Genomic DNA, 19,298 nt, shown 5'->3' with positions numbered 1-19,298 from the left:
CGCAGGGCAAGGCACGTCGCCGGGCCGGATGTGACGCCTTTTTCGCCCCCCGGGCATTACCTTTGCTTAATCAGTCAGAACCCGCACGGCCGAGCACGCCGCACCACGGCCTCGGCATGCTGCCGTGCGCAACGATTGCAAAGGAATTGTCATGAATACCGCTTCTCATGAGGCTGAACGTGAGCCGCAAGTCGCTCCCGCCCGCACCGTTCAGAGCCCGGTGCGTTATGCCGTGGTCGGCGCCGGGTGGATTTCCCAGGCCGCATTTCTGCCGGGCGTGGCGCAAAGCGGCAATTCCGTCGTCACTGCGCTGGTCACCGGCGATGAGGCCAAGGCCACCGTACTGGCCGACCGCTACGGCATCGAGCACGTTCACGGCTATGCCGATTACGACCAGTTGCTCGCCGCTGGCGATATCGACGCAATCTACCTCGCGCTGCCAAACGACATGCATCGGCAGTACGCCCTTCCGGCCCTGCAGCGCGGCATCCACGTCCTCCTTGAAAAGCCCATGGCCACCAGCGAGGCCGATTGCGAAGCGATGATCGAAGCGGCCCGCAACGGCAATGCAAAATTGATGATCGCCTACCGCCTGCATTTCGAGCCGGCCACACTGGCCGCCATCGAACTCGTGCGCGCAGGCAAACTTGGCCGCATTCGAGCGTTCTCGGCCATGTTCAGCCAATCGGTGGCGCCGTCCAACCACCGCGCCAGCCACGGCTATTGGGCCGGGCCGGTGTCCGACATGGGCGTCTATCCCATCAACGCGGTGCGCAACCTCTTTGGCGAAGAGCCGGTAGAGGTGTCGGCCTGTGGGGTTCGGGACCCGGATCTGCCCTTCAACTTCGATGACACTGTCAGCGTGACGCTGCGCTTTGCCGACCACCGCGTCGCACAGTTCGTGGTCAGCTACAGCGGCGCGAACATCGACCAGTACCGCATCCTGGGGACCAAGGGGGATCTGGAGGTCTCGCCCGGCTTCATGTTTGGCGTGGGCCTGAAGTACCGCGCCACGATCGACGGCAAGACGCACGAACAGGCGTTCGACGCGACCGACCAGTTTGGCGGCGAGCTGCAGTACTTCTCCGACTGCATCCTCAACAACCGGGAACCTGAACCCAACGGCGAAGAAGGCTTGGCCGACGTGCGCGTCCTGGCCGCCATTGAGCGCGCGCTGGAATCAGGACAGCCGCAGAACCTTGGGCCGTTCCAGCGTCAGGGCCGCATGGAGACTGCGCAGGTGCGCAAGCTGCCACCCGTGCCCGCACCGGAACTGGTGGACGCGGCTGAACCCAGCAAGGGATAGACACCAGGGAGAAAAAACGCCCGCGACGAACGGCGGGCGTGGGATTCACGATTTACAGCTTGATGCGTTGCACGGCGTCGCGCATGCGCTTCCGGATCGAGACGTCCGAGTTGGTGTTGCTGCTGGAGCCGTCGGTTTCCATGGCGTTATCGCAACGCCATTCCGTAGCTTCACCGTTGTCGGTCAGCGCACAGACGCGGTGCGTCCAGCGGTCCCACACAAACACATCGCTGCCCGCCTCACCGGAGAGCAGCGGCTCAAAACGGTACATCCACAAGTACCCGGCACCCAACAGGGTGACCAGAAAGATCGCCATCCAGGACGCTTTGATTCGGCGCCACATTCTCATTTCTCCTCGCAGAGCCGCTGCGCCGGACGCGTCTGACAGTGCGTCGCTGGGCCAAAAGCGCGGTGCTCCGAAGGATAAATCGTAACATGGGGCACCCGGGCCGCCGCTCAAGCGGGCAGTCGATACGGCAGTGCCGCTACACCAACGACCGCTCGCGGCGCTTCAGTTGAAGACGTCCTGACGGTAGCGGCCAGATTGCATCTGCGCCGTCAACCAGCCGGACGCGGTCGCCAGGTCGCTACCGTAGCGCGCCTGGTGCATGCGGATCAGCGTGTCGCGCACCGCTGGCGCCATCGCACGACCGTCGCCGCACACGTACAAGGTCGCGCCTGCATCGAACGCCGCCCACACGGCTTCGCGCGCATCCCACAGGGCATGCTGCACGAAGCGATGCGGATGCTCGGCCACGCAGGAATACGCGGGAAAGACGCGCACCAAACCTGCGTCTTCCCACGCACGCAAGGTGTCGCGGTAGAGAAAGTCGTGCTCGGGGTGGCGACAGCCGAAGCAGAGCAACGACGTCGCCACCGCCTCACCTGCCGCCTGCTGCGCGGCGCGTTCTTCCAGGAATCCACGGAACGGCGCGATGCCTGTACCGGCGCCGATCAGCACCATCGGCTTATGGGCGTCTACGTCCGGTGCGAACGGCGGGTTGGGCGTGCGGACGGCGGCAGCGATCTCCGCGCCTGCACGCAACGTCATCAGGTAGTTCGATGCCGTCCCGCGATACGTACCCACCCCGGACCAAGCCGGCCCTGACACCGTGCCCACCGTTAGCGCGGCCACGCCGGGCGACACACGCGCCGACGACGCGATGGAATAGAAACGCGGGCGCATCGGCCCAAGCCGCGCGAGGAATGCTTCCAGGGTCAACTCAATTGCAGGCAAGCGGATCAGCAGATCGAGCACGCTCACGTGCGGGGCTTGAATGTCCTGGTCGAAGCGCTCGGCCGCATCGTCGCCTTCCAGCCAGACGGCAAGTTGGCCTCGCGTGAACGGACAGCGCGTGGCCGCGTGCAGCGCGGTGATGTCGCGCACGGTGGCGGTGTCCTGCAGCTCGACGAAATCACGCAACAACTGACGCACGGACACCGGCTGGTTGAGCGGCAGGTGGCGCACGTGCGCATGGCGCGCGGTCAGGGTGACGAGCGCATCGGCCTCCAGCGCAAGCCGCGCGATGGCTGCGTCGACACGGTCGTCGGCATTGCGTGGGTAGACAGCGAGGTGGTCTCCCGTGGCGTAGGTCACGTCGTCGGGCAACTGCACCGTGAGATGACGCGTCGGGCCGCGCGGCGCCTCCCGCGTGAAATCCCACAGGCCGGTGGCGTCGCTGACGAGTTCTTCATTGGCGAGCACCGTCATCGCCCGTGCGGCGGGCGGCAGCATGGCGGCGCGGAGCGCATCAGGCGCAACGTAGTCGACGCGGACGGACGGGCCGTCGGCATGTGTCTGGCGGGCGCCCAGGGCGCTCCAAAGGCTGCGCGTCCAGGCGTCGACGGCAGCATCGAAACCGGCATTTCCGTCCGCCTCACCGCGCGGCACGATGGCGTGCGCGCCGGCTGCCGCGAGCATCGCTTCCACCCGCTTTGGAAACGCCTGGAACGCAGGCCATTGCGAGTTGCCGCAGCCAAGGACGGCATAGCGCAATCCGGTTGCCTGCCGGGTGAGCGCATCGGCGGCATCCAGCCGCGCCTCAAGTGTGCGGGCGCTGTCCGGTGCACGGCCGTTGTAGGTGGCGGCCACCACAACGAGCGTGCCCCGCTGCGGCAGCGCGTCGGCAATGGTGTCGAGCGGCGCCACCTTGGCGTCGAACCCGGCGCGCGATGCGGTGGCGGCAAGCTGCTCGGCGATGTCCTGGCAGGTGCCAAGGCTGCCGCCGTACAGCACGTGCATCGGTTCCCCGCCCCCCGCAAGCGCCCCTTCGGCATCGTCTTGCGTGACGGCCTCGGTGCGCGAAGGCGTGGCGACCGACAACCGCTCCCGTGCATGGCGCAGCCGCGCGCGCAGGCGGAAACCGTCCGGTTTGAGCGTCAGTGTTTCCTTGATGTGGAAGCCGTAATCGTAAGGGTCGGACAGCGCGAAGCGCTGCAGGATCACCGCAAGCGCCAGTTTGGCTTCGGTCAGCGCAAACTGGCGGCCGATGCAGGCGCGCTCGCCATTGCCGAAGGGCTTGTAGGCGTGCGGGTGGAGCTTCGCTTCGTTCTCTGGCAGGAAGCGGTCGATATCGAAGGCTTCGGGGCGATCCCACACCGCCGGATCGCGATGCAGCGCCAGCAGCACGGTCACCACGCGCTGGTCCTTGCGGATGGCGTAGCGGCCGCCAATGCGCGTGTCTTCGTAGGGCGCCACGCCAAAGCTGGGGGCGGTCGGCCAGAGGCGCAGCGTTTCCTTCAACACGCGCTCGATCACATCCAACTGCGCGAGGTGCGCATACTGCGGCACGGTATCGCCCGGCAGCACGCGGTCAACCTCGGCATACGCCTGCGCCAGCACGGCTGGATGGCGCAGCAGCATGTACAGCGCAAAGGTCAGCAGGCCGCTCGTGGTTTCATGCCCGGCGATCAGGAAAGTGATGACCTGGAAGCGGATGTTGGTGTCATCCAGCGGCTGGTCTGATAGCGGATCGCGCGCGTTGAGCATCAGCCCCAGCAAGTCGCTCGCGCCGATGCCGCCATCTTTTGCCTGACGGCGCGCGCGGATCACCTCGTCCACCAGTTGATGCATGGCGGCCACGTCGTGCTCGAACCGCCGATGGTGCTCGCGCATGAAGCGGTCTTTGAGCGGCAGGCGCGTGAGCTTGCCCATGGCTTCGGACAGCACACCCACCATGGCCGCCAGGAACGGATGCAGCTCGGGCGTGTTGAACGAATCGAAGCGGTATCCAAAACCCGCCAGCGAGATGGTGTCGAGCGTGAGCCGCGTCATGTCGTCGGCCACGGGGATATCGGCGTCTGGCCCCTGGCGCGCCCATTTGTCGGCCAGCGCATTGGCCACGTCGAGCATCACGTCGAAGTAGCCCTTCATCGCACGCTGGCTGAAGGCCGGCAGCAGAATGCGATGCGCCTTGCCCCAGTTGGGCTCGTCCTGATGCGCCGTGAAGAGGCCATCGCCCGCTCCCGCCCGCAGGAACGACAGCGGCGGGCCGATCAGCTTGCGAAAGCGCGTTTCGTCGCAGAGTTCAGCCACCAGATCGGCGGAATAGACGAACGGCACGCGCCGCCCGGCAAAGTCGAGCTGGTAGAGGCCTTGGGGAAACTGCCGGCTGGTTTCCAGAAGCGTCTGGGCCAGGCGGTCTTTAGGGAGTTGCAGCAGGTTGCCCAGCCACGGCAAGCCTTTGGGCTGCGGGATGGGCTCCGCCGCAGCGGGCGAGGCATTGGCGGGCAACTCGGAGGCGGAGCGCATGCGCGGTCGACTGCGAAAATGGGTTGTCCGCCAATGTACGCGCCGCTGCGCCCCGCATCAAACAAAGTCGCCATGTTTGAATGCAGGCCCCTAAAAGTGAATCGGGCGACCCGCAGGCCGCCCGATCTGGGGACGATGTGAAGCGCTGGATCAGCGACGGCGCGGCTGTGAATTGAACGGCGCGTTGACCTGGGCTTCGAGTTCGCGGATCTGACGCTGCAATTCGTCGACGCGGGCGCGGGCGGCACGGCGTTCGATATCCAGCGTCTCGGCTTCCGTGCGGGCGACCTTCTGTCGTTCCTGGGCCTGGGCCTGCTGCTGACGTTGGATATCCAGGTCGGTCTTCAGGCCACGAAGCTTTTCCTGTTGCGCGGCAATCTGGCGCTCGGAACGCTCCTTCTGGGCTTCCAGGCGGATGCGCTGCAACTCGAGATCCGCCATCGTGCGGGTCTGCTTGGCGAAGTCGCTGTACAGGCGTTCGGCAGAGGCTTCATTGGTGGTCTTGATGACGCGCCAGAGGTCTTTCTGCTGGAACAGCGTGACGTAGTACGTCAGGTCACTCTGGGCAAATAGCAGGCTGGCGCCGTAGGCCCCGTTATAGGTGGTACGCAGCTCTGACAGTTCGTGCGCCTGCATGCGCTGTTGCAGTTCGAAGACGGCGCTGGTCGGGGCTGGACGCTCGGCGCGGGCGGCGCCGGGCGTGGCTGGCGCAGCGGGTGCCGTCGCAGCCGGCTGGCCAACCGTGGCAGTCAACGCCGGCACAGGCGCGGCGGCAGCAATCGGTGCAATAGCAGTGGGCGGAACGGCCGGGCTCTGCGCCACGGCCGATGTGCAGGCGGCCGTACCAGCCACGACTGCGATGGCGGCCGCGATGGCCAATCCCCTCTGAAACGCCTGGTGCGACGCTTTCCCTGATTGTTTTTTTGTTCTCATCTCGACCCTGTGGATTCTGCGCAGGTGTTGCAGCCAAAAACTATACGCGATCCGCCACCCGAGTGGCGCATCGGGCGCCCGCCGCAGAGTAGGGTGTTGTATGGCGTCACTCCAGCTCGCGAAGCTCGGTTTCGCCGTCGGCGATCTGGTATTTGCGCATCTTTTCCCACAAAACCTTACGGCTGATGCCGAGTGTGGCGGCGGTGTCCTGGCGGCGCCAGTTGTTGGCGTCCAGCGCCGCGAGGATACGGCGGCGCTCTTCTTCGCCGCCATTGCCACCACTTCCACCCCCACCGCGATCGCCATACCCGCCATTGCCACCATTTCCCGCCTCGCGCTCGAACGCATCGCGCTGCAGGCCGGCAAACAGCGGCAGGATGCGGGCCTCGTCCCAGCGGCCGAACTGGCGCAGGGTGATGCCGATGCGCTCGGCCAGGTTGCGCAGTTCGCGCACATTGCCGGCAAAGTAGGCCCGCCCGACCGATGCCCGCACCCATTCGGGCACCGGCGGCATGGCATCAAACGTTTTGTCGCCCAGCAAATGCCGCAGGAAGGAAAGCAGCAGCGCGATCTTGTCATCCGCGCCGCGCTGCTCCAGGCTCGGGATGCGCAGCTCGATCACCGCCAGGCGGAAGTACAGATCGGCGCGGAATTTGCCCGTGGCGACCATCTCGCGCAGATTCTTGTTGGTAGCGGCCACCAGGCGGAAATCCAGCTTGACCGGCACCGTCGAGCCCAGCCGCGTGCATTCGCTGTCTTCCAGCACGCGCAACAGCTTCACCTGCTGATACAGCGGCAGATCGCCCAGCTCGTCGAGAAACAGCGTGCCGCCGTTCGCTTGTTCAAAGTAGCCGCGGTGCGCATACATGGCGCCCGTGAACGCGCCCTTGGCATGGCCAAAAAATTGGGATTCGAACAGCCCGTCGGGAATCGCGCCACAGTTGACCGCCACGAACGGGCCCTTGCCATAGACACTGTTCTTGTCATGCAGCAAGCGCGCAATACGTTCCTTGCCGGCGCCGGTTTCGCCGTAAAGCATGACGTTGCTGTCGCAATCGGCAAAGGTATCGACCTGCTCCAGCAGCCCGTGCATGGCCGGCGACGCCGCCACGAGGTCGCTCTGATCCTGCGCCTGGGCCTGCGCCGACGACATCGACGGCAAGACCTTGCTGATCTGCGCGCGCAGTTCAGTCGCGCCAAAGTCCGGCCCGAGCACGTGCGTGTATTCGGGCGGGAAGCGGCTCGAATCATGCTGCGCGTCCGAGGCCACCCAGATTACCGGCATGCCTTGCGCGGCCTGCCAGTCGAGCACCGTAAAGCCGCCGCTTTCCACCACCGAGGCGCTGATCACCGCCACCGCGGGCTTGAGCCGAGGCTCGGCCGGCTGAAAGTCGATGCCGCCCGCGCGGATCACCTCTGCCCCGAACGGCGCCATGAACCGCGCCACACGATCGGCAATGTCGTGACGGCCTTCCCAGACAAAAATCTCAAGCGTTTCGTACGCCCAGCGATCGGTTTTCATGTCGTCGCTTCCATGTCAGTAAACCAGCTCGACGGCGTCGCAGTCGAGCGAGAGGAGTTTGATGTCGGCGTAGCCGAGTTGGATGCCGAGAACCCCGAGCAGTGGGCTGAGAACGGCATCCAGGGTCGTCCCGACCAACGCCAACACCGGCGCTATGACGGGTGCAAGATCAGAACCCAATTGAACGGTTCCTCCGAGCGGGAGAGTCACCGTTAGTTGGAGCTGATTCAGATTGCTGTTCAAGATGGAACTGAAGACGGCCTGCGTCGCAACGCGTGGCGGAGACTTACCGCTGGTATCCGTTTGAGGATTCAGGCCGATCTGCGTTGCGGCAATGGTTTCGTCGCCCCAATTGGAGTTTGCGATTGGCGACACGTTGGCTTTAATACTCACGGCCCCGAGGGGCCCCAAATCAACCAAACCCGCGGGAGATGCGCTTGCGCAATCCATTGAACCATTGACCGCCTTATCTGCATCGGTCGCGATACATATCGACACGGGCTGGGGCTGTGCGGAAATCGTGGCTGATGAGCTGGCACGAGGAACAGTGCAGCTATTTGACTTCGCATGGGCTTGCGCTGCCGCGACTTGCAGGCCAATAGGCACACTCACAGCAAGGACCCCCGGCGCGCCAACCAGCACCCCCACGCCCAAACGCACCTGAGCCGTCCGCGCCTGGGTCTTCCATTGCCCGGCGCTCGGACCCGACAAAAATTGCCCCGGCGGCCCAACAGCAATCGCCGGTGGCTCAATGATCTTCAACGACAACGTGACCGCGCCGAGACCCAGCAGATTTAGCTTCACAGGCGCCACATTCACAGCCGACTGACTATTCGCAATCTGCGCAGCCGTTGTCAGAAGATCGAGCACGTTGACGGTGGCATTGAGCGCAGCCTGTTCATTACCGGCCAGCGCCAGCACCTGCAGCAAGCCCGGCGAAGAGGCTCCACCATCGCCAATATTGATCGGCACATTCAGATCGCTGCCAAATGACAACGCATTGCTGGCGCCTGCCCCACCCACCGACACCCCAGCCAGCCCTGACTGCGATGCCACTGAGATGACGGCATTGAAAAGGCTCCCGAGGCTGGGTGACAGCGAAAGCAATTGCTGCATCGACCCCGCCCCCAGCGCCACGGCAAGATCGGCGAGCCGGATGTTGGTTGTGGCCAGCCCCTGATAGGAAACAGCATCGATATTCAGATTCGTGTGAAGCAAATATCCGAGCAGCTGGTTCAGCAGTCCGTTATCGACAGAAGCCAACCCGGACCCCAGGGAGAACGCCACGATGGACGTGTTCTTCGCAATCGCAGTCGCCTGCAACCTCCGCTGACCGACCATGAAGAAATACGGCACGTTCTGCGTGATCGTCACCTGCGCGGCGTTCGTATTTCCATCCACTGCGGCTTGCGCGGTGAAGTACGTCGGAGCAGTCCCCGCACTGGCATCCCATACGCCCGGCACGACGGCCAGCGTGACGTTGGTGCCATCCACCGTCAGCCCGTTCTGTATCACCGCCTGCTGTGCGGCGGCAGGCAAATCCAGCCGCTGTGCGGCCGCCATGGCTGCGAGGTCGGCGGAACGCTGCAACGCGCGCTGCGTATAGAACAGGTTGCCGATGTCGATCGACACCAGCACCGCCAGACCAACCGTGGCGATAAAGGTGGCCGTCATCACGCTCACCGCGCCGCGCAGGCGGCGGCGGAGCTTAGCGGATCGACGAAGGCGGGGGGTGGCTCGTGTCACAGCGGCGTTCTGTGAAGGGTCAACGTGCGGTAGTGGCTTGACTCGAGCTTGTCGACTTCGCACTTGGAGCCGTCTGCGAGAGGCCAGGCATCGGTCGACTGAACGAATCAAGGTAGCGCTGATACGCCAGCGCGGCCTGCTCCCCACGCAACGGGACGAACTCGCCCGCATACGTCCCATCGCGTTGCGCCTTGAGCAAGGCGCGAGTGGCATCGCCCATGTTGCTACCCACGTTGGGCGCGGCTTGCGTAGCGTTCTGCGGATTGCCGCCCGAAAAGCCTTGCGCGCCAGCCGGGTTGCTCATCAGCCATACCGCCATACCGGCAGCCATCAGAATGCGGGGGATCATTGCGCGGTCTCCAAGGTGTCAAGCAAGCGGCCGCGCTGCAATGCCAGCGGACGGGATTGGGTCGTGATAGCGGGCGTGGCCGTCCCGGCTACGCCTGCGGCAGATGGGCTGAGCGCCACCGCACGGGTGGCAGCCGCCGCCGCGTCGCGACCGATACGCCGATCGCGCCAAGCGCCCCGCACGCGCGCCACGTCTTCGTCAATGGCCTTGCGCGCGGATGCCGTCAGCTGGGCGTGCGACGCGAGCGACGCAGCATCGTCCTTGCGGTCATTCACGGTCAACCAGATCACCAGGTTGCCGGCGATCTTCGGGCTGGAAGCGGCCATCTGCTGCGCCTGCATCAGCGGCACGCGGGCTTGTTCGACCTCGCCGGCACGCATCAGCGCGTAGCCCAGATCGCTGGCTGTGCTGGCGTCGGTAGGATTGGCCTGCGCTGCCACCTGCAGCCGACGAGCCGCCTCGGTAAAGTTGCCCTGGCGCCCCGCAATGATGCCCAGACCGCGCCATGCGGCGGCATTGAGCAATCCGCCTTGCGTGCCTGCGCCCATGGCGGACGTTGCTCCCACCACCGCACGGTATTCGGCATCGGCAGCGGCAAGCTGATCGGTTTCGCGCAGTGCGTCCGCACGCAGCAGCATGATCTCGGGTGCACGGCCATAGCGTTGCTGGTAGGCATCGATATGCGCAAGCGATGCGTAGTACAGGCCCTGCTCCTGCATCTTGCGGATCAACGAAAGATACGTCGCCGGACTGGTGATCTCAGACTTCTCCTGGCTCTGGCGCTGACGTGCCATCTCGATGTCGGCATCGGCACGCAGGCTCATGTCGGACGCGGCCATCGAGCCGCAGCCAGCCAGCATGACGGTCAGCGTAGTCATACTGGCCAGGGCGGCGCGCACGGCGTTTGGGAAGCGTGTCATCTCAATGTCCCCCGGTTTGTTGCAGGCTGCGCATGACGCCCATGAACCCCGGCCCCGCGGTGATGATCAACAGCGCGGGCAATAGCGTCATGACCATGATCATCGTCATCTGCACGGTCAGCTTGCCCACACGCTCCTTCAGCCGCGCGCGGCGGTTCTCCTGCAGACGCCCGCCGAACTGCCGCAGCGGCTCCTGCACTGCGCCGCCGAAGCGATCCACCTGGGTAAGCAGCGTGATCAGGCCCTTCAGGTCTTCGTTGTCGAACAGGCGCGCGATGCGCAACAGCGTCTGCTCGCGGGAGCGGCCCGAGGCGAACTGCTGGTTGGCGCGGCCAAATTCACCCGCCAGCACAGGCAGCATGCCGTGGAATTCGTTGGCAATCACCTGCAGACTCTGGTCAATCGACAAGCCGACGCCCTGCAGCAGCCGCAGCATGTCGACCATGACCGGCAGCTCATCATCCATACGGCGCCGGCGGCTTTCCTTCCGACGCCCGAGCAGCCACTTCGGCGCAAGGTAGCCCAGCGCAAAGCCGACAAAGCCGAACACGAACACAAACAGGGCCGATGACGCATGCAATGCGCCGAATACGGCAAGCAGCGGGGGCAGCAAGATACGGGTGCCGCCAAAGACCGTTCTGGCGTGTTCACCGTAGTAACCGCATTCTTCGAGCAGCTTGCGGTCTTCCTCAGTCACGATGCGGCGGCCCAGGCCTGTGTCGATCCAGCGCTGCCCCACCTTGGCGATCTGCTGCTGGAGCTGCTGGGCTTCACGCGAGCCATGCGGGCGCGGTCTGGCGGCGGGCGGCACAACCGGCGACGCTGCGGGCGCGGCCGGATTGGCCGCCGTCGCGCGCATGTCGGACAGCGCCGTATCGAGCTTGCGTGCGCTGCGATGTCGCGTGAGCGTTGCACGCAGCGCGAGCCCACCGAATACCAGCACGCCCGCGGCCGCTGCGGTCAAGCTGAGGGTGATCAGGGTATCGTCCATGCGTTCTCCTCAGACCGATTTCGCCAGCCTGGCCAGCATGACTGCACCCAGCACTTCCATACCGAAGGCCGTAAGAATCAACGTCTTGCCGAACGGATCGCGCCACATCGACATGATGTACGCCGCGTTGAACATGATGATGACACCGCCCACCACGACGGGCAGCAGCCCGATGATCCATGCGGATAACCGCGTCTCTGCCGACAGCGCAAACAGCTCGCGCTGGGCTTGCTGCCGGTCGCGCATGAATGCAGCCGTGCGCTCCATCACGATGTCGGCCCGCCCGCCGTAGCGCAACGCAAGGCGCAGCACCGACGACAGCAGGATCAATTCGTTCACGCGATACTGCCGGCCGACGGTCAGCACCGCGGCGTCGAGGTCCTTGCCGGCGCGCTGCATCTGCGTGATGGCAGTCAGGCAGTTGCGCAGCGGCTGTTCGGTGTTGGCGCTGGCCGCCTGAAACGCCGCGGGCACCGCGCTGCCGATGCTCATCAGCCGCACCACGCCATCGAGAAAGCCCGGCAATTGCTGCAGCAGGCGCTCGTTCATCTTTCGGGTCCGGTTCCAGAACAGGAAAGCAACGATCACGACGTACAGAGCGAGGGCCGTCAGGGCAGACAACATGCTCGACACCGCCCAGACGGCGAGCGTAATCATGAGCGCGGGGCCAATCAGCAGCACGTAGAAGCGCCGGCTCGGCTCGATATCTGCGCGGCGCAGTGCATCCTGCCAGGCGCGATTCAACGAGTCGGGCACGCTTGCCGGCACGGGCTCCACATTCGGTTGATAACGCGCGTTGATCTGCTCGGTCTGCGCACGCACAAAGCTGCGCGATGCCTCGCGCTCGCGACGGCGTACGGCCTCCGCCCACAGCATGAGCGATGCGCCCATCAGCAGCAGCGCGAGGCAACCGAACCAGAGCGTCATGCTAGACATGGAAACGGCCTCCGCCGCCAAATCCAGTCATGCCGCCATCCATCCCGCCGCCTTCGCTGTTGCGCATGCGGGCCAGCTTGGGCGAATGCGGCTGCAGGCCAAGCGCCGTCCAGCGGTCGACCTCTTCGCCGTCTGGGCCGACATAGGGCTCGTAGCGGTACAGCTCCTGCGTCGAGATGATGTTGTCCCCGAGCCCGGTGACTTCCGTAATCGACAGGATGCGACGCTTGCCGTTGGATAGCCGCCCGATCTGCACGATGAAATCAATGGCGTTGGTGATCTGCCGGCGCAGGCTCACCTCACTGCCCTGGAAGCCGGCAAAGCCCGCCAGCATTTCCAGTCGGTAGAGGCATTCGCGCGGGCTGCTGGCGTGGATGGTGCCCATCGAGCCATCGTGGCCGGTGCTCATGGCTTGCAGCATTTCCAGGACTTCACCGCCGCGCACTTCGCCCACGATGATGCGGTCGGGCCGCATGCGCAGGCTGTTGCGCAGCAGTTCCCGAATCGTGACGACGCCCGTGCCCTCGAAGCCGCCCGGCCGGCTTTCCAGACGCACCACGTGCGGGTGATTGAGCGACAGCTCTGCCGTGTCTTCAATGGTGATCACGCGCTCGGTCGTCGGAATGTGATACGCCATTGCGTTGAGCAGCGACGTCTTGCCGGAGCTGGTGCCACCGCTTACCAGGATGTTGCAGCGCGCGCGCACAGCAGAATCGATCAGCGCCCCGATCTCTTCGCTCATCGTGCCCAGGCCAAGCAGGTCTTCAGGCTTGAGCGGATCTTTCCGGAACTTGCGGATCGACACGACCGGCCCTTCCAGCGCCAGCGGCGGAATCACCACGTTGATGCGGCCGCCGTCCGGCAAGCGCGCATCGACCATCGGGTTGGATTCGTCCAGCCGCCGGCCGATGGGCGCAAGGATGCGGCGCACGATGCGCAGCAGGTGGTTGTTGTCGGCAAAGCGCACCGGAATGCGCTCCAGAATGCCGTGGCGCGACACGTACACGTCCAGGTGGCCGTTGACGAGAATGTCTTCCACCGCCGGATCGGCCAGCAGATCTTCGATGGGCCCGAAGCCAGCCAACTCCTTGGTCAGCGCCTCGGCAATCTGCCGGATCTCCGTCTCGTTGACGGGAATGCGGCGCATCCGCGTGAAGCCTTCCACTTCCAGATCGACAAAACGCTGGATGGCCGTGCGCGACCAGCGGCCGAACTCGGCGCCAAGTTCTTCGATGCGTGTCAGCAGGTGTTCGTGGGCGGCTTCCTTGATGTCCTGGAAAGCCTGCGAAACGGCAAACGCGCCGTTGCCGGCGTCCGCCTGGTTAGAGAACTCGATGGGCTGTGTCATGTCGCGTTCCGTTCGGTAGTACCGATATCCAGTTCATTGGCGTCTGCCGACTTGCGTTTGGAGCGTCCGCCAAAGCGCCCACCCAGTCGAGCACTCACGCCAGACACCCAGTTCGACAAGCCAGACGCGCGCTCGCTCTGCTGGGCATAGCCGAGTGTCTGGGCAATCTGCGCAAGCGCGCGGACATAGGCATCGGTGGGGTGCGTTTCCGCGAGCATCGCGCCCTGGTTGGAAGCAATGACCAGGGCTTCACGGCGATTCGGTACCGTCAGCACCGAAGGAATCTCCAGCCGCTCGGCGATCTGCGCTGCGTCCAGCGACAGGCGTGCGTCGAACTTCGAAATGGTCAGGTGCAGGTGGTCACGGTCAATCTCGCGCTTCTTGAGTTCCTGCATCAGTTCAGCCGCCGACACGATGGCGCCCACGCTTTGCTCGGTGACCAGCATCACATCGTCGGCGGCCTTGATGATCTGTGCGATGAAGTCGATGTTGCCAAAGCCACCCAGGTCAACGACCTGCAGGTCGAAGAACGTGCGCAAGCGGTTGAGCAGACCCAGCGCTTCGGAGAACGAAACGTCGCGCATCTCGGCTAGCGAGATCGGCAACGGCAGGACCGCAAGCCCGTTCGGATGACGCGACAGCGCGGTCTGCACAAACACCTGGTCGAAGCGGCGCAGGTTGCGCACGGCTTCGACAAAGTGGAAGTTGGCTTGCACGTTAAGGTATAGGGCGCCATCACGCAGCGGCTGGCCAAGGTCGAGCAGCATCACATCGCTGGCCGACGTGCGGCGCACCAGCGTGGCCAGATTGGTGGCCAACGTGGTGGCGCCCACGCCGGGGCGCGCGCCCAACACGGCCAGCACGCGGCCACGGCGGGTCGGCTCAGCCGATGCGCGGTCCGCCAGCAGTCGACGCACGACGCGCACAGCCTCGGCCGGCGCGCCGTCCACGTCAACGAAATCCTTTACCCCTGCCCGCAAGGCGGCCAGCATCGCGCGGCCATCGGCAGCGGAGCCCACCGCTACCAGCGGCAAGCCCGGAAACAGACGCGCAAGTTGCGCGACCAGTTGCGTCGCCTCGTTGATCGCGTCGGCGCCCTCGCCCAGCTTCTGGTCCTGATCTGGCACGTCGATCAGCGCGGGAGACGAGGCAAAGCGCACGAACACCACCTCGGGGTTCACTGCGCCAATCTGCTCGATGAACGCGTCGTGACCAGTGGTTTCGGCCACCAGCACGCCCAACTCGCGAATTGCCGCGGCCAGCCAGCGGTGTACGCCTGCCGACTGTGCGTCGCCTTGCTTACCGCCACGTGCGCCGCCGTGCAGAAGGAAATAGTCCATGCCCGCCCCTTACTTCGAGAACCCAGGCATGGCGGCCGGATCTGCCACCCCCAGCGCGAACGGCCGCCACACGGGATCGCCCGCGGTATCGCGATCCCGCCCGCTACTTTGTCCCGGCAGCATCTTGTCGATCGGCGCATTGCGTGCCATCGGCTTGACCAGATGCGGCGTGACGATGATCACCAGTTCCCGCTCTTCCTGGTTGTAGTTCAGGCGCTTGAAGAACGTCCCGATGATCGGCACGTCACCCAGGAACGGCACTTTGTCGACGTTGGACAGCGTGGACCGGCTGACCAGCCCGCCGATGACAAAGCTCTCGCCATCGCCAAGTTCAACTGTTGTATCGGCACGGCGCGTGACGATGGCCGGCACCGTCGCACCGTTGAGCGTCACGCCTCGGCTGAAATCCAGATCGCTCGCTTCAGGCGCCACCTTCAGCGCGATGCGGTTCTCCGAGAGAATGGTGGGCGACACCGTCAGCCCGATGCCGAACGGCTTGTATTCGATAGTCGTGGTACCCAGCGCTTGGGGCACGGGAATCGGAATCTCGCCACCGGCCAGGAAATTGGCGCTCTGGCCTGACAGGGCAACCAGGCTTGGCTCGGCCAGCACACGCGCCATGCCGTTTGATTCCAGCAAACTGAGGTCGGCAAAGAGGCCCTTGCTGACCGAGGAGACCAGCAGGTTGAACGCCGAACCGATCGGCATGGTGGATTCGGTAGACAAACCGTTGGAGCCAAACGTGACCTTGGAGAGCGACGACGGCGCAAATGTCCGGAAATCGAAACCGCCGCGCGTACGACCAAACGTGAACCCGGCCTCCTTGAGCACCGTCTTGCTGAACTCCACTACCCGCACGTCGACTTGCACCGTACCTGGCACGTTCATCGAGGTGGTGTCGATGACGTTGCCATCTTTAGGTTTTTCTGCGCCGCTGGCTGCAGCGGCCGAACGGCGCGCACGGGCCAGTGCGTAAACATCCTTGGGCTGACCTGAAACAACCGCCGTATCGCCCTGTGCAACCACTGCCGGGTCACCCGGCACAGGCGCCGCGGCGTCCACCTGCACGTTGTAAGTCGTCGCAACGCCGCCTTGCGTCCAGACCATCACGTTGGCCGCACCCGGCTTCTTGGCGATGATCAAAACGCTCGTGGCCGTACCTCGCCCCTTGAGCAACAGGGCATCGGCAATCTCGGGGTTGCCGATGGCAATGCGTTCGAGCGGTTTGCCCAGGCGAATCTCGCGCTGGCTTCCCGTCAGCAGATGAAGCGTCTGGCCGGTCGGTGCCGTCTCGGCGAATGCGCTCGACACGAAGGCGGCGCAGCCCAACGCGAGTCCGCCCATCCAACCGCGAACCATGGCGGCATCAGTCATGTTGCTCCTCACGTTTTCCTGCGCGGATGATCTCGACACCAGTGCTGGCGGTACTGCTGCGCACCGTCGTGCGGGCCGCGGCAATGGCCGGCAGCGGCGGCGGCACAACGACCAGCCTGCGCGCCGAGCCCGTCAGGCTGGCCATCGACACGCCGGCTTGTGCGACGTCCATCGGGTTGCGGTTGGCGGCCGCCAGCAATGCGGCATCCTGCGGTTTGACGGTCGGTTCGGCTTCGTCCCCTGGGTTGCGCAGCGCCAGCAGCAGACGACCGCTCTGGTGTGCCATCGCCAGCTGGCTGACAGCCTCCACCGGCACGGCCAGCACGGCCGTCTTGGCCTGATCGACCTTGCGCGTGACCCCGTTGTTCTCGGGCTGCTTCTGCGGCCCTTCATTGATGGCCAGCGGGCCAAACGCCAGGACCCGCAGGTGCGGCAGCAGCAGGCGCGCCTGGCTGTCTTCGATCTCCTGACCGTCCTTACGCATCACGAGAAACACATCGACGTAATCGCCCGGCATGACGCGATTGCCCACGCCGACCACCTCGTCCACGTTGATGGCAACCGCGCGCTGACCGGCCTCGACCTGCTGCGCCAATCCGGAGGAAAGTTGCGACGCAATCAGCGGCACACCAACGCCGACCGGCAGAATAGGTTCACGCCCGACGACCTTCGTGACGTCGGAAAACGCTTCGGCCGGATTGATGGGCAGTTGCTCGATGGCCACCTGGTCTGCGGTGATGGGCTTGCCCGCCTCCAGCGGTTTCGTGGTCACGACCACGGGATAGACCGCTTTGCCATCTTTCTGCTCGGCCACGGGCGCCGGCGGGCGATGCGCCGACTTCCATGCCACGGCGCCAAGAATGGCGGCGAGCAGCAATAGCGCGGCGGCGAAGATCTGAAGGTGTTTGCTGGTCATCTGGGCGGCGTGTCCGAGCGGTCGATCGAGAAGGTCAGCGAACTGAAAAACGTCAGGAGCCGGGCACAAGCTGCACGACGGCAGAGCCCGTCAACGTAGCCGGTGCGGGCAACAGCGGTATCGAGGGCAGCAGCGGGTTGTTGCCGGAGGTCACGGGCAATGTCAGGACCACGCTCAGGCATTGCATGCCCGCCACGTTCTGGCAATTCACCAGCGGGGTGCTGCTCTGATTGGTCTGGACCCGCCCCGTAAGGAAGGTGGGGAGTACTGACGTCACGGCCGCATAGGCGGCTGCCACACGCTGCGTGTTGGAAGGCTGATAGCGGAGCGCCGCGCGTGCGCCCTCTTCCGCCGCCAGGGTCAGCGCCTGCTGCATGGCGAGGATCACGCCGTAGTACACGACGCCAAGCATGAGCACCAGCAGCACCGGCACGACGATGGCGAATTCGACTGAAGCTGCGCCGCGGCCGCCATGCCGCCGGGGGCGGCGGACAGCATGCGTGCGGACTTCCGGGTGCATGCGAGCACCCTCCCGTTCCCGTTGCAATGTCGGCATGGCCGACTCCTTTCTTATAGGCAGGCCGCTTGGCGGCTCTTTTTCAACGCCTCAACTGTCTGAACTACATGCCCGGCAGCCAAGGCATGCGCATCACTGAGGGAACCCATGGCAGACTCAGCAACCCGATCGCCATGTAGGCGGCGTAGGGGATGCCTCGAAGCCCTGCATGAGCGATATCCCAGCGAGCGATAGCCGGGCACACGCGCATCACAATCCAGGCCGATGGAGACGACGCGTCAAGCTGGCGTAACACTACGATGCCGAGCGCGTGCAGGCCGGAAATCATGCTCGAGACAAGCCATACGGCCACAAGGCCATGCCAGCCTGCCAGGAGGCCGACGACAGTGAAGAACTTCACGTCGCCGGCGCCCATCCAGCCGAGGGTGTACAGCGGCAGAAAGCAGGCAAATGCAATCGCTCCGCCGAGCCAGAAGTCCTGCCAGTCATAGGCAAGGTCTTGTACCCCGCCGAACTTGATCAGAGCGATGGACAGCACTACCCCCGCGGCGACGAGCCAGTTCGGCACGCGCCGTAAGCGGATGTCCAATGCGATTGCAAGAACTGCGAGAACTGCGACGCTTACCCAGCCAGCAATATCGATGTGGCTATGCAACGCCTGGCTCTAGCAAGCGGTCCCGCCCTTGACGGCTGTACAGATATTGGTGAAGACGGTGTTGAGCTGCGTACCCAGCTTGCCCACGATGACCGTGATGGCCGCTGCGATCAGACCAGCGATCATGCCGTACTCGACGGCAGTGGCACCTTGTTCGTCACGGATGAACTTCAGAATGGCGTTTTTCATGATCTCTCTCCTGTTTGCACTCGCCCGCGGATGTGTTGATCTCGACCAGCTTTCGGCGCTCCTACCTTAGCCAGTTCATATTTGCTAATCACGGATAAAACGCATGGGGATTTACTGCGATGACACGAACAGCAGAAGATTCGCCGTCCGCGTCGTTCCACTAATGGAACGAAATTCGAATGTCATCGAACGCAGTGTCCCGAACGCGCCCGATGATCGCCGCCTACCCCCATGAATATCCATTTTTTCCGGCGTGTCACCTATGTCACGTAACACACCGTAACGCCTTTATAGGCGTGCGGCGCCGCAAACAAAATAACTCAATTAAGGTACTTACCTTAATTTAGAGTGAAGTCTCTATTTAATTCTATTAATGACACACCAACCCCTTGAAAACTAATGGAAATCCCTTGACCTGCCCCCGGTTTTAGTACGAAGCACAGTTAGAGTCCGAGGTTAAAAACTCTTGCTCATGCCCCTGCGCAAACTGCATCGGGGTCAGGTA

The 19,298-nt window shown here is 64.3% G+C and carries 17 protein-coding genes; 1 reads left to right on the top strand and 16 read right to left on the bottom strand.

Going from position 1 to position 19,298, the window contains the following annotated elements:
- The first annotated feature begins 151 nt into the window (after window positions 1-151).
- Entirely contained in the window at window positions 152-1,306 is a 1,155-nt protein-coding gene (locus tag ACUXH0_RS24280; RefSeq protein ID WP_012430298.1) for a Gfo/Idh/MocA family protein, read from the top strand.
- 52 nt (window positions 1,307-1,358) lie between these two features.
- On the opposite strand, the gene ACUXH0_RS24275 is transcribed toward ACUXH0_RS24280, so the two are convergent.
- From ACUXH0_RS24275 to ACUXH0_RS24200, 16 genes are all read right to left on the bottom strand, one after another.
- Window positions 1,359-1,649 (bottom strand): hypothetical protein, encoded by a 291-nt coding sequence (locus ACUXH0_RS24275; RefSeq protein WP_012430297.1) that lies wholly within the window; start codon window positions 1,647-1,649, stop codon window positions 1,359-1,361.
- 168 nt (window positions 1,650-1,817) lie between these two features.
- A complete protein-coding gene (locus ACUXH0_RS24270) occupies window positions 1,818-5,057 on the bottom strand; it encodes a bifunctional cytochrome P450/NADPH--P450 reductase (RefSeq protein WP_012430296.1) in 3,240 nt (1,079 codons plus the stop codon).
- A gap of 150 nt (window positions 5,058-5,207) precedes the next feature.
- A complete protein-coding gene (locus ACUXH0_RS24265; protein ID WP_182594758.1) occupies window positions 5,208-5,990 on the bottom strand; it encodes a DUF2968 domain-containing protein in 783 nt (260 codons plus the stop codon).
- 106 nt (window positions 5,991-6,096) lie between these two features.
- Window positions 6,097-7,512, bottom strand: a complete 1,416-nt coding sequence (locus ACUXH0_RS24260) for a sigma-54-dependent Fis family transcriptional regulator (protein WP_004627357.1) — start codon at window positions 7,510-7,512, stop codon at window positions 6,097-6,099.
- Between the two features lie 15 nt (window positions 7,513-7,527).
- Entirely contained in the window at window positions 7,528-9,258 is a 1,731-nt protein-coding gene (locus ACUXH0_RS24255) for a TadG family pilus assembly protein (protein WP_280818260.1), read from the bottom strand.
- Window positions 9,259-9,277: 19 nt separating this feature from the next.
- Window positions 9,278-9,607, bottom strand: coding sequence for a DUF3613 domain-containing protein (locus tag ACUXH0_RS24250; RefSeq protein WP_004627359.1), 330 nt, complete (start codon window positions 9,605-9,607; stop codon window positions 9,278-9,280).
- Window positions 9,604-10,527: a tetratricopeptide repeat protein gene (locus ACUXH0_RS24245; protein WP_182594757.1), complete on the bottom strand. Its 924-nt coding sequence runs from the start codon at window positions 10,525-10,527 to the stop codon at window positions 9,604-9,606. Before ACUXH0_RS24245 ends, ACUXH0_RS24250 begins: the two co-directional genes overlap by 4 nt.
- 1 nt (window position 10,528) lies before the next feature.
- On the bottom strand, window positions 10,529-11,518 hold the full coding sequence (locus tag ACUXH0_RS24240; RefSeq protein ID WP_012430292.1) for a type II secretion system F family protein: 990 nt from the start codon (window positions 11,516-11,518) through the stop codon (window positions 10,529-10,531).
- Window positions 11,519-11,527: 9 nt separating this feature from the next.
- Complete coding sequence (locus tag ACUXH0_RS24235) at window positions 11,528-12,454, bottom strand: type II secretion system F family protein (RefSeq protein WP_004627364.1); 927 nt, start codon at window positions 12,452-12,454, stop codon at window positions 11,528-11,530.
- On the bottom strand, window positions 12,447-13,802 hold the full coding sequence (locus tag ACUXH0_RS24230) for a TadA family conjugal transfer-associated ATPase (protein ID WP_004627366.1): 1,356 nt from the start codon (window positions 13,800-13,802) through the stop codon (window positions 12,447-12,449). The genes ACUXH0_RS24235 and ACUXH0_RS24230 overlap by 8 nt, the downstream gene beginning before the upstream one ends.
- Window positions 13,799-15,142: a CpaE/TadZ family protein gene (locus ACUXH0_RS24225; RefSeq protein WP_182594756.1), complete on the bottom strand. Its 1,344-nt coding sequence runs from the start codon at window positions 15,140-15,142 to the stop codon at window positions 13,799-13,801. The genes ACUXH0_RS24230 and ACUXH0_RS24225 overlap by 4 nt, the downstream gene beginning before the upstream one ends.
- Window positions 15,143-15,151: 9 nt before the next feature.
- Complete coding sequence (locus tag ACUXH0_RS24220; RefSeq protein WP_004627370.1) at window positions 15,152-16,516, bottom strand: type II and III secretion system protein family protein; 1,365 nt, start codon at window positions 16,514-16,516, stop codon at window positions 15,152-15,154.
- Window positions 16,509-17,432, bottom strand: a complete 924-nt coding sequence (gene cpaB, locus ACUXH0_RS24215; protein WP_182594755.1) for a Flp pilus assembly protein CpaB — start codon at window positions 17,430-17,432, stop codon at window positions 16,509-16,511. Before cpaB ends, ACUXH0_RS24220 begins: the two co-directional genes overlap by 8 nt.
- A 52-nt stretch (window positions 17,433-17,484) precedes the next feature.
- A complete protein-coding gene (locus ACUXH0_RS24210; protein ID WP_004627374.1) occupies window positions 17,485-17,988 on the bottom strand; it encodes a TadE/TadG family type IV pilus assembly protein in 504 nt (167 codons plus the stop codon).
- Window positions 17,989-18,052: 64 nt separating this feature from the next.
- Entirely contained in the window at window positions 18,053-18,604 is a 552-nt protein-coding gene (locus ACUXH0_RS24205; RefSeq protein WP_012430290.1) for an A24 family peptidase, read from the bottom strand.
- Between the two features lie 9 nt (window positions 18,605-18,613).
- On the bottom strand, window positions 18,614-18,793 hold the full coding sequence (locus ACUXH0_RS24200; RefSeq protein ID WP_004627381.1) for a Flp family type IVb pilin: 180 nt from the start codon (window positions 18,791-18,793) through the stop codon (window positions 18,614-18,616).
- Between the last annotated feature and the right edge of the window lie 505 nt (window positions 18,794-19,298).

Source organism: Ralstonia sp. 110700041-2 (genome assembly GCF_056280165.1).
This window is presented reverse-complemented; position numbering and strand designations above follow the sequence as displayed.

Coding starts and splice junctions, on each gene's coding strand:
- ACUXH0_RS24280 (WP_012430298.1), top strand. CDS start 152: ATGAATACCGCTTCTCATGAGGCTGAACGTGAGCCGCAAGTCGCTCCC.
- ACUXH0_RS24275 (WP_012430297.1), bottom strand. CDS start 1,649: ATGTGGCGCCGAATCAAAGCGTCCTGGATGGCGATCTTTCTGGTCACC.
- ACUXH0_RS24270 (WP_012430296.1), bottom strand. CDS start 5,057: ATGCGCTCCGCCTCCGAGTTGCCCGCCAATGCCTCGCCCGCTGCGGCG.
- ACUXH0_RS24265 (WP_182594758.1), bottom strand. CDS start 5,990: ATGAGAACAAAAAAACAATCAGGGAAAGCGTCGCACCAGGCGTTTCAG.
- ACUXH0_RS24260 (WP_004627357.1), bottom strand. CDS start 7,512: ATGAAAACCGATCGCTGGGCGTACGAAACGCTTGAGATTTTTGTCTGG.
- ACUXH0_RS24250 (WP_004627359.1), bottom strand. CDS start 9,607: ATGATCCCCCGCATTCTGATGGCTGCCGGTATGGCGGTATGGCTGATG.
- ACUXH0_RS24245 (WP_182594757.1), bottom strand. CDS start 10,527: ATGACACGCTTCCCAAACGCCGTGCGCGCCGCCCTGGCCAGTATGACT.
- ACUXH0_RS24240 (WP_012430292.1), bottom strand. CDS start 11,518: ATGGACGATACCCTGATCACCCTCAGCTTGACCGCAGCGGCCGCGGGC.
- ACUXH0_RS24235 (WP_004627364.1), bottom strand. CDS start 12,454: ATGTCTAGCATGACGCTCTGGTTCGGTTGCCTCGCGCTGCTGCTGATG.
- ACUXH0_RS24230 (WP_004627366.1), bottom strand. CDS start 13,802: ATGACACAGCCCATCGAGTTCTCTAACCAGGCGGACGCCGGCAACGGC.
- ACUXH0_RS24225 (WP_182594756.1), bottom strand. CDS start 15,142: ATGGACTATTTCCTTCTGCACGGCGGCGCACGTGGCGGTAAGCAAGGC.
- ACUXH0_RS24220 (WP_004627370.1), bottom strand. CDS start 16,516: ATGACTGATGCCGCCATGGTTCGCGGTTGGATGGGCGGACTCGCGTTG.
- cpaB (WP_182594755.1), bottom strand. CDS start 17,432: ATGACCAGCAAACACCTTCAGATCTTCGCCGCCGCGCTATTGCTGCTC.
- ACUXH0_RS24210 (WP_004627374.1), bottom strand. CDS start 17,988: ATGCCGACATTGCAACGGGAACGGGAGGGTGCTCGCATGCACCCGGAA.
- ACUXH0_RS24200 (WP_004627381.1), bottom strand. CDS start 18,793: ATGAAAAACGCCATTCTGAAGTTCATCCGTGACGAACAAGGTGCCACT.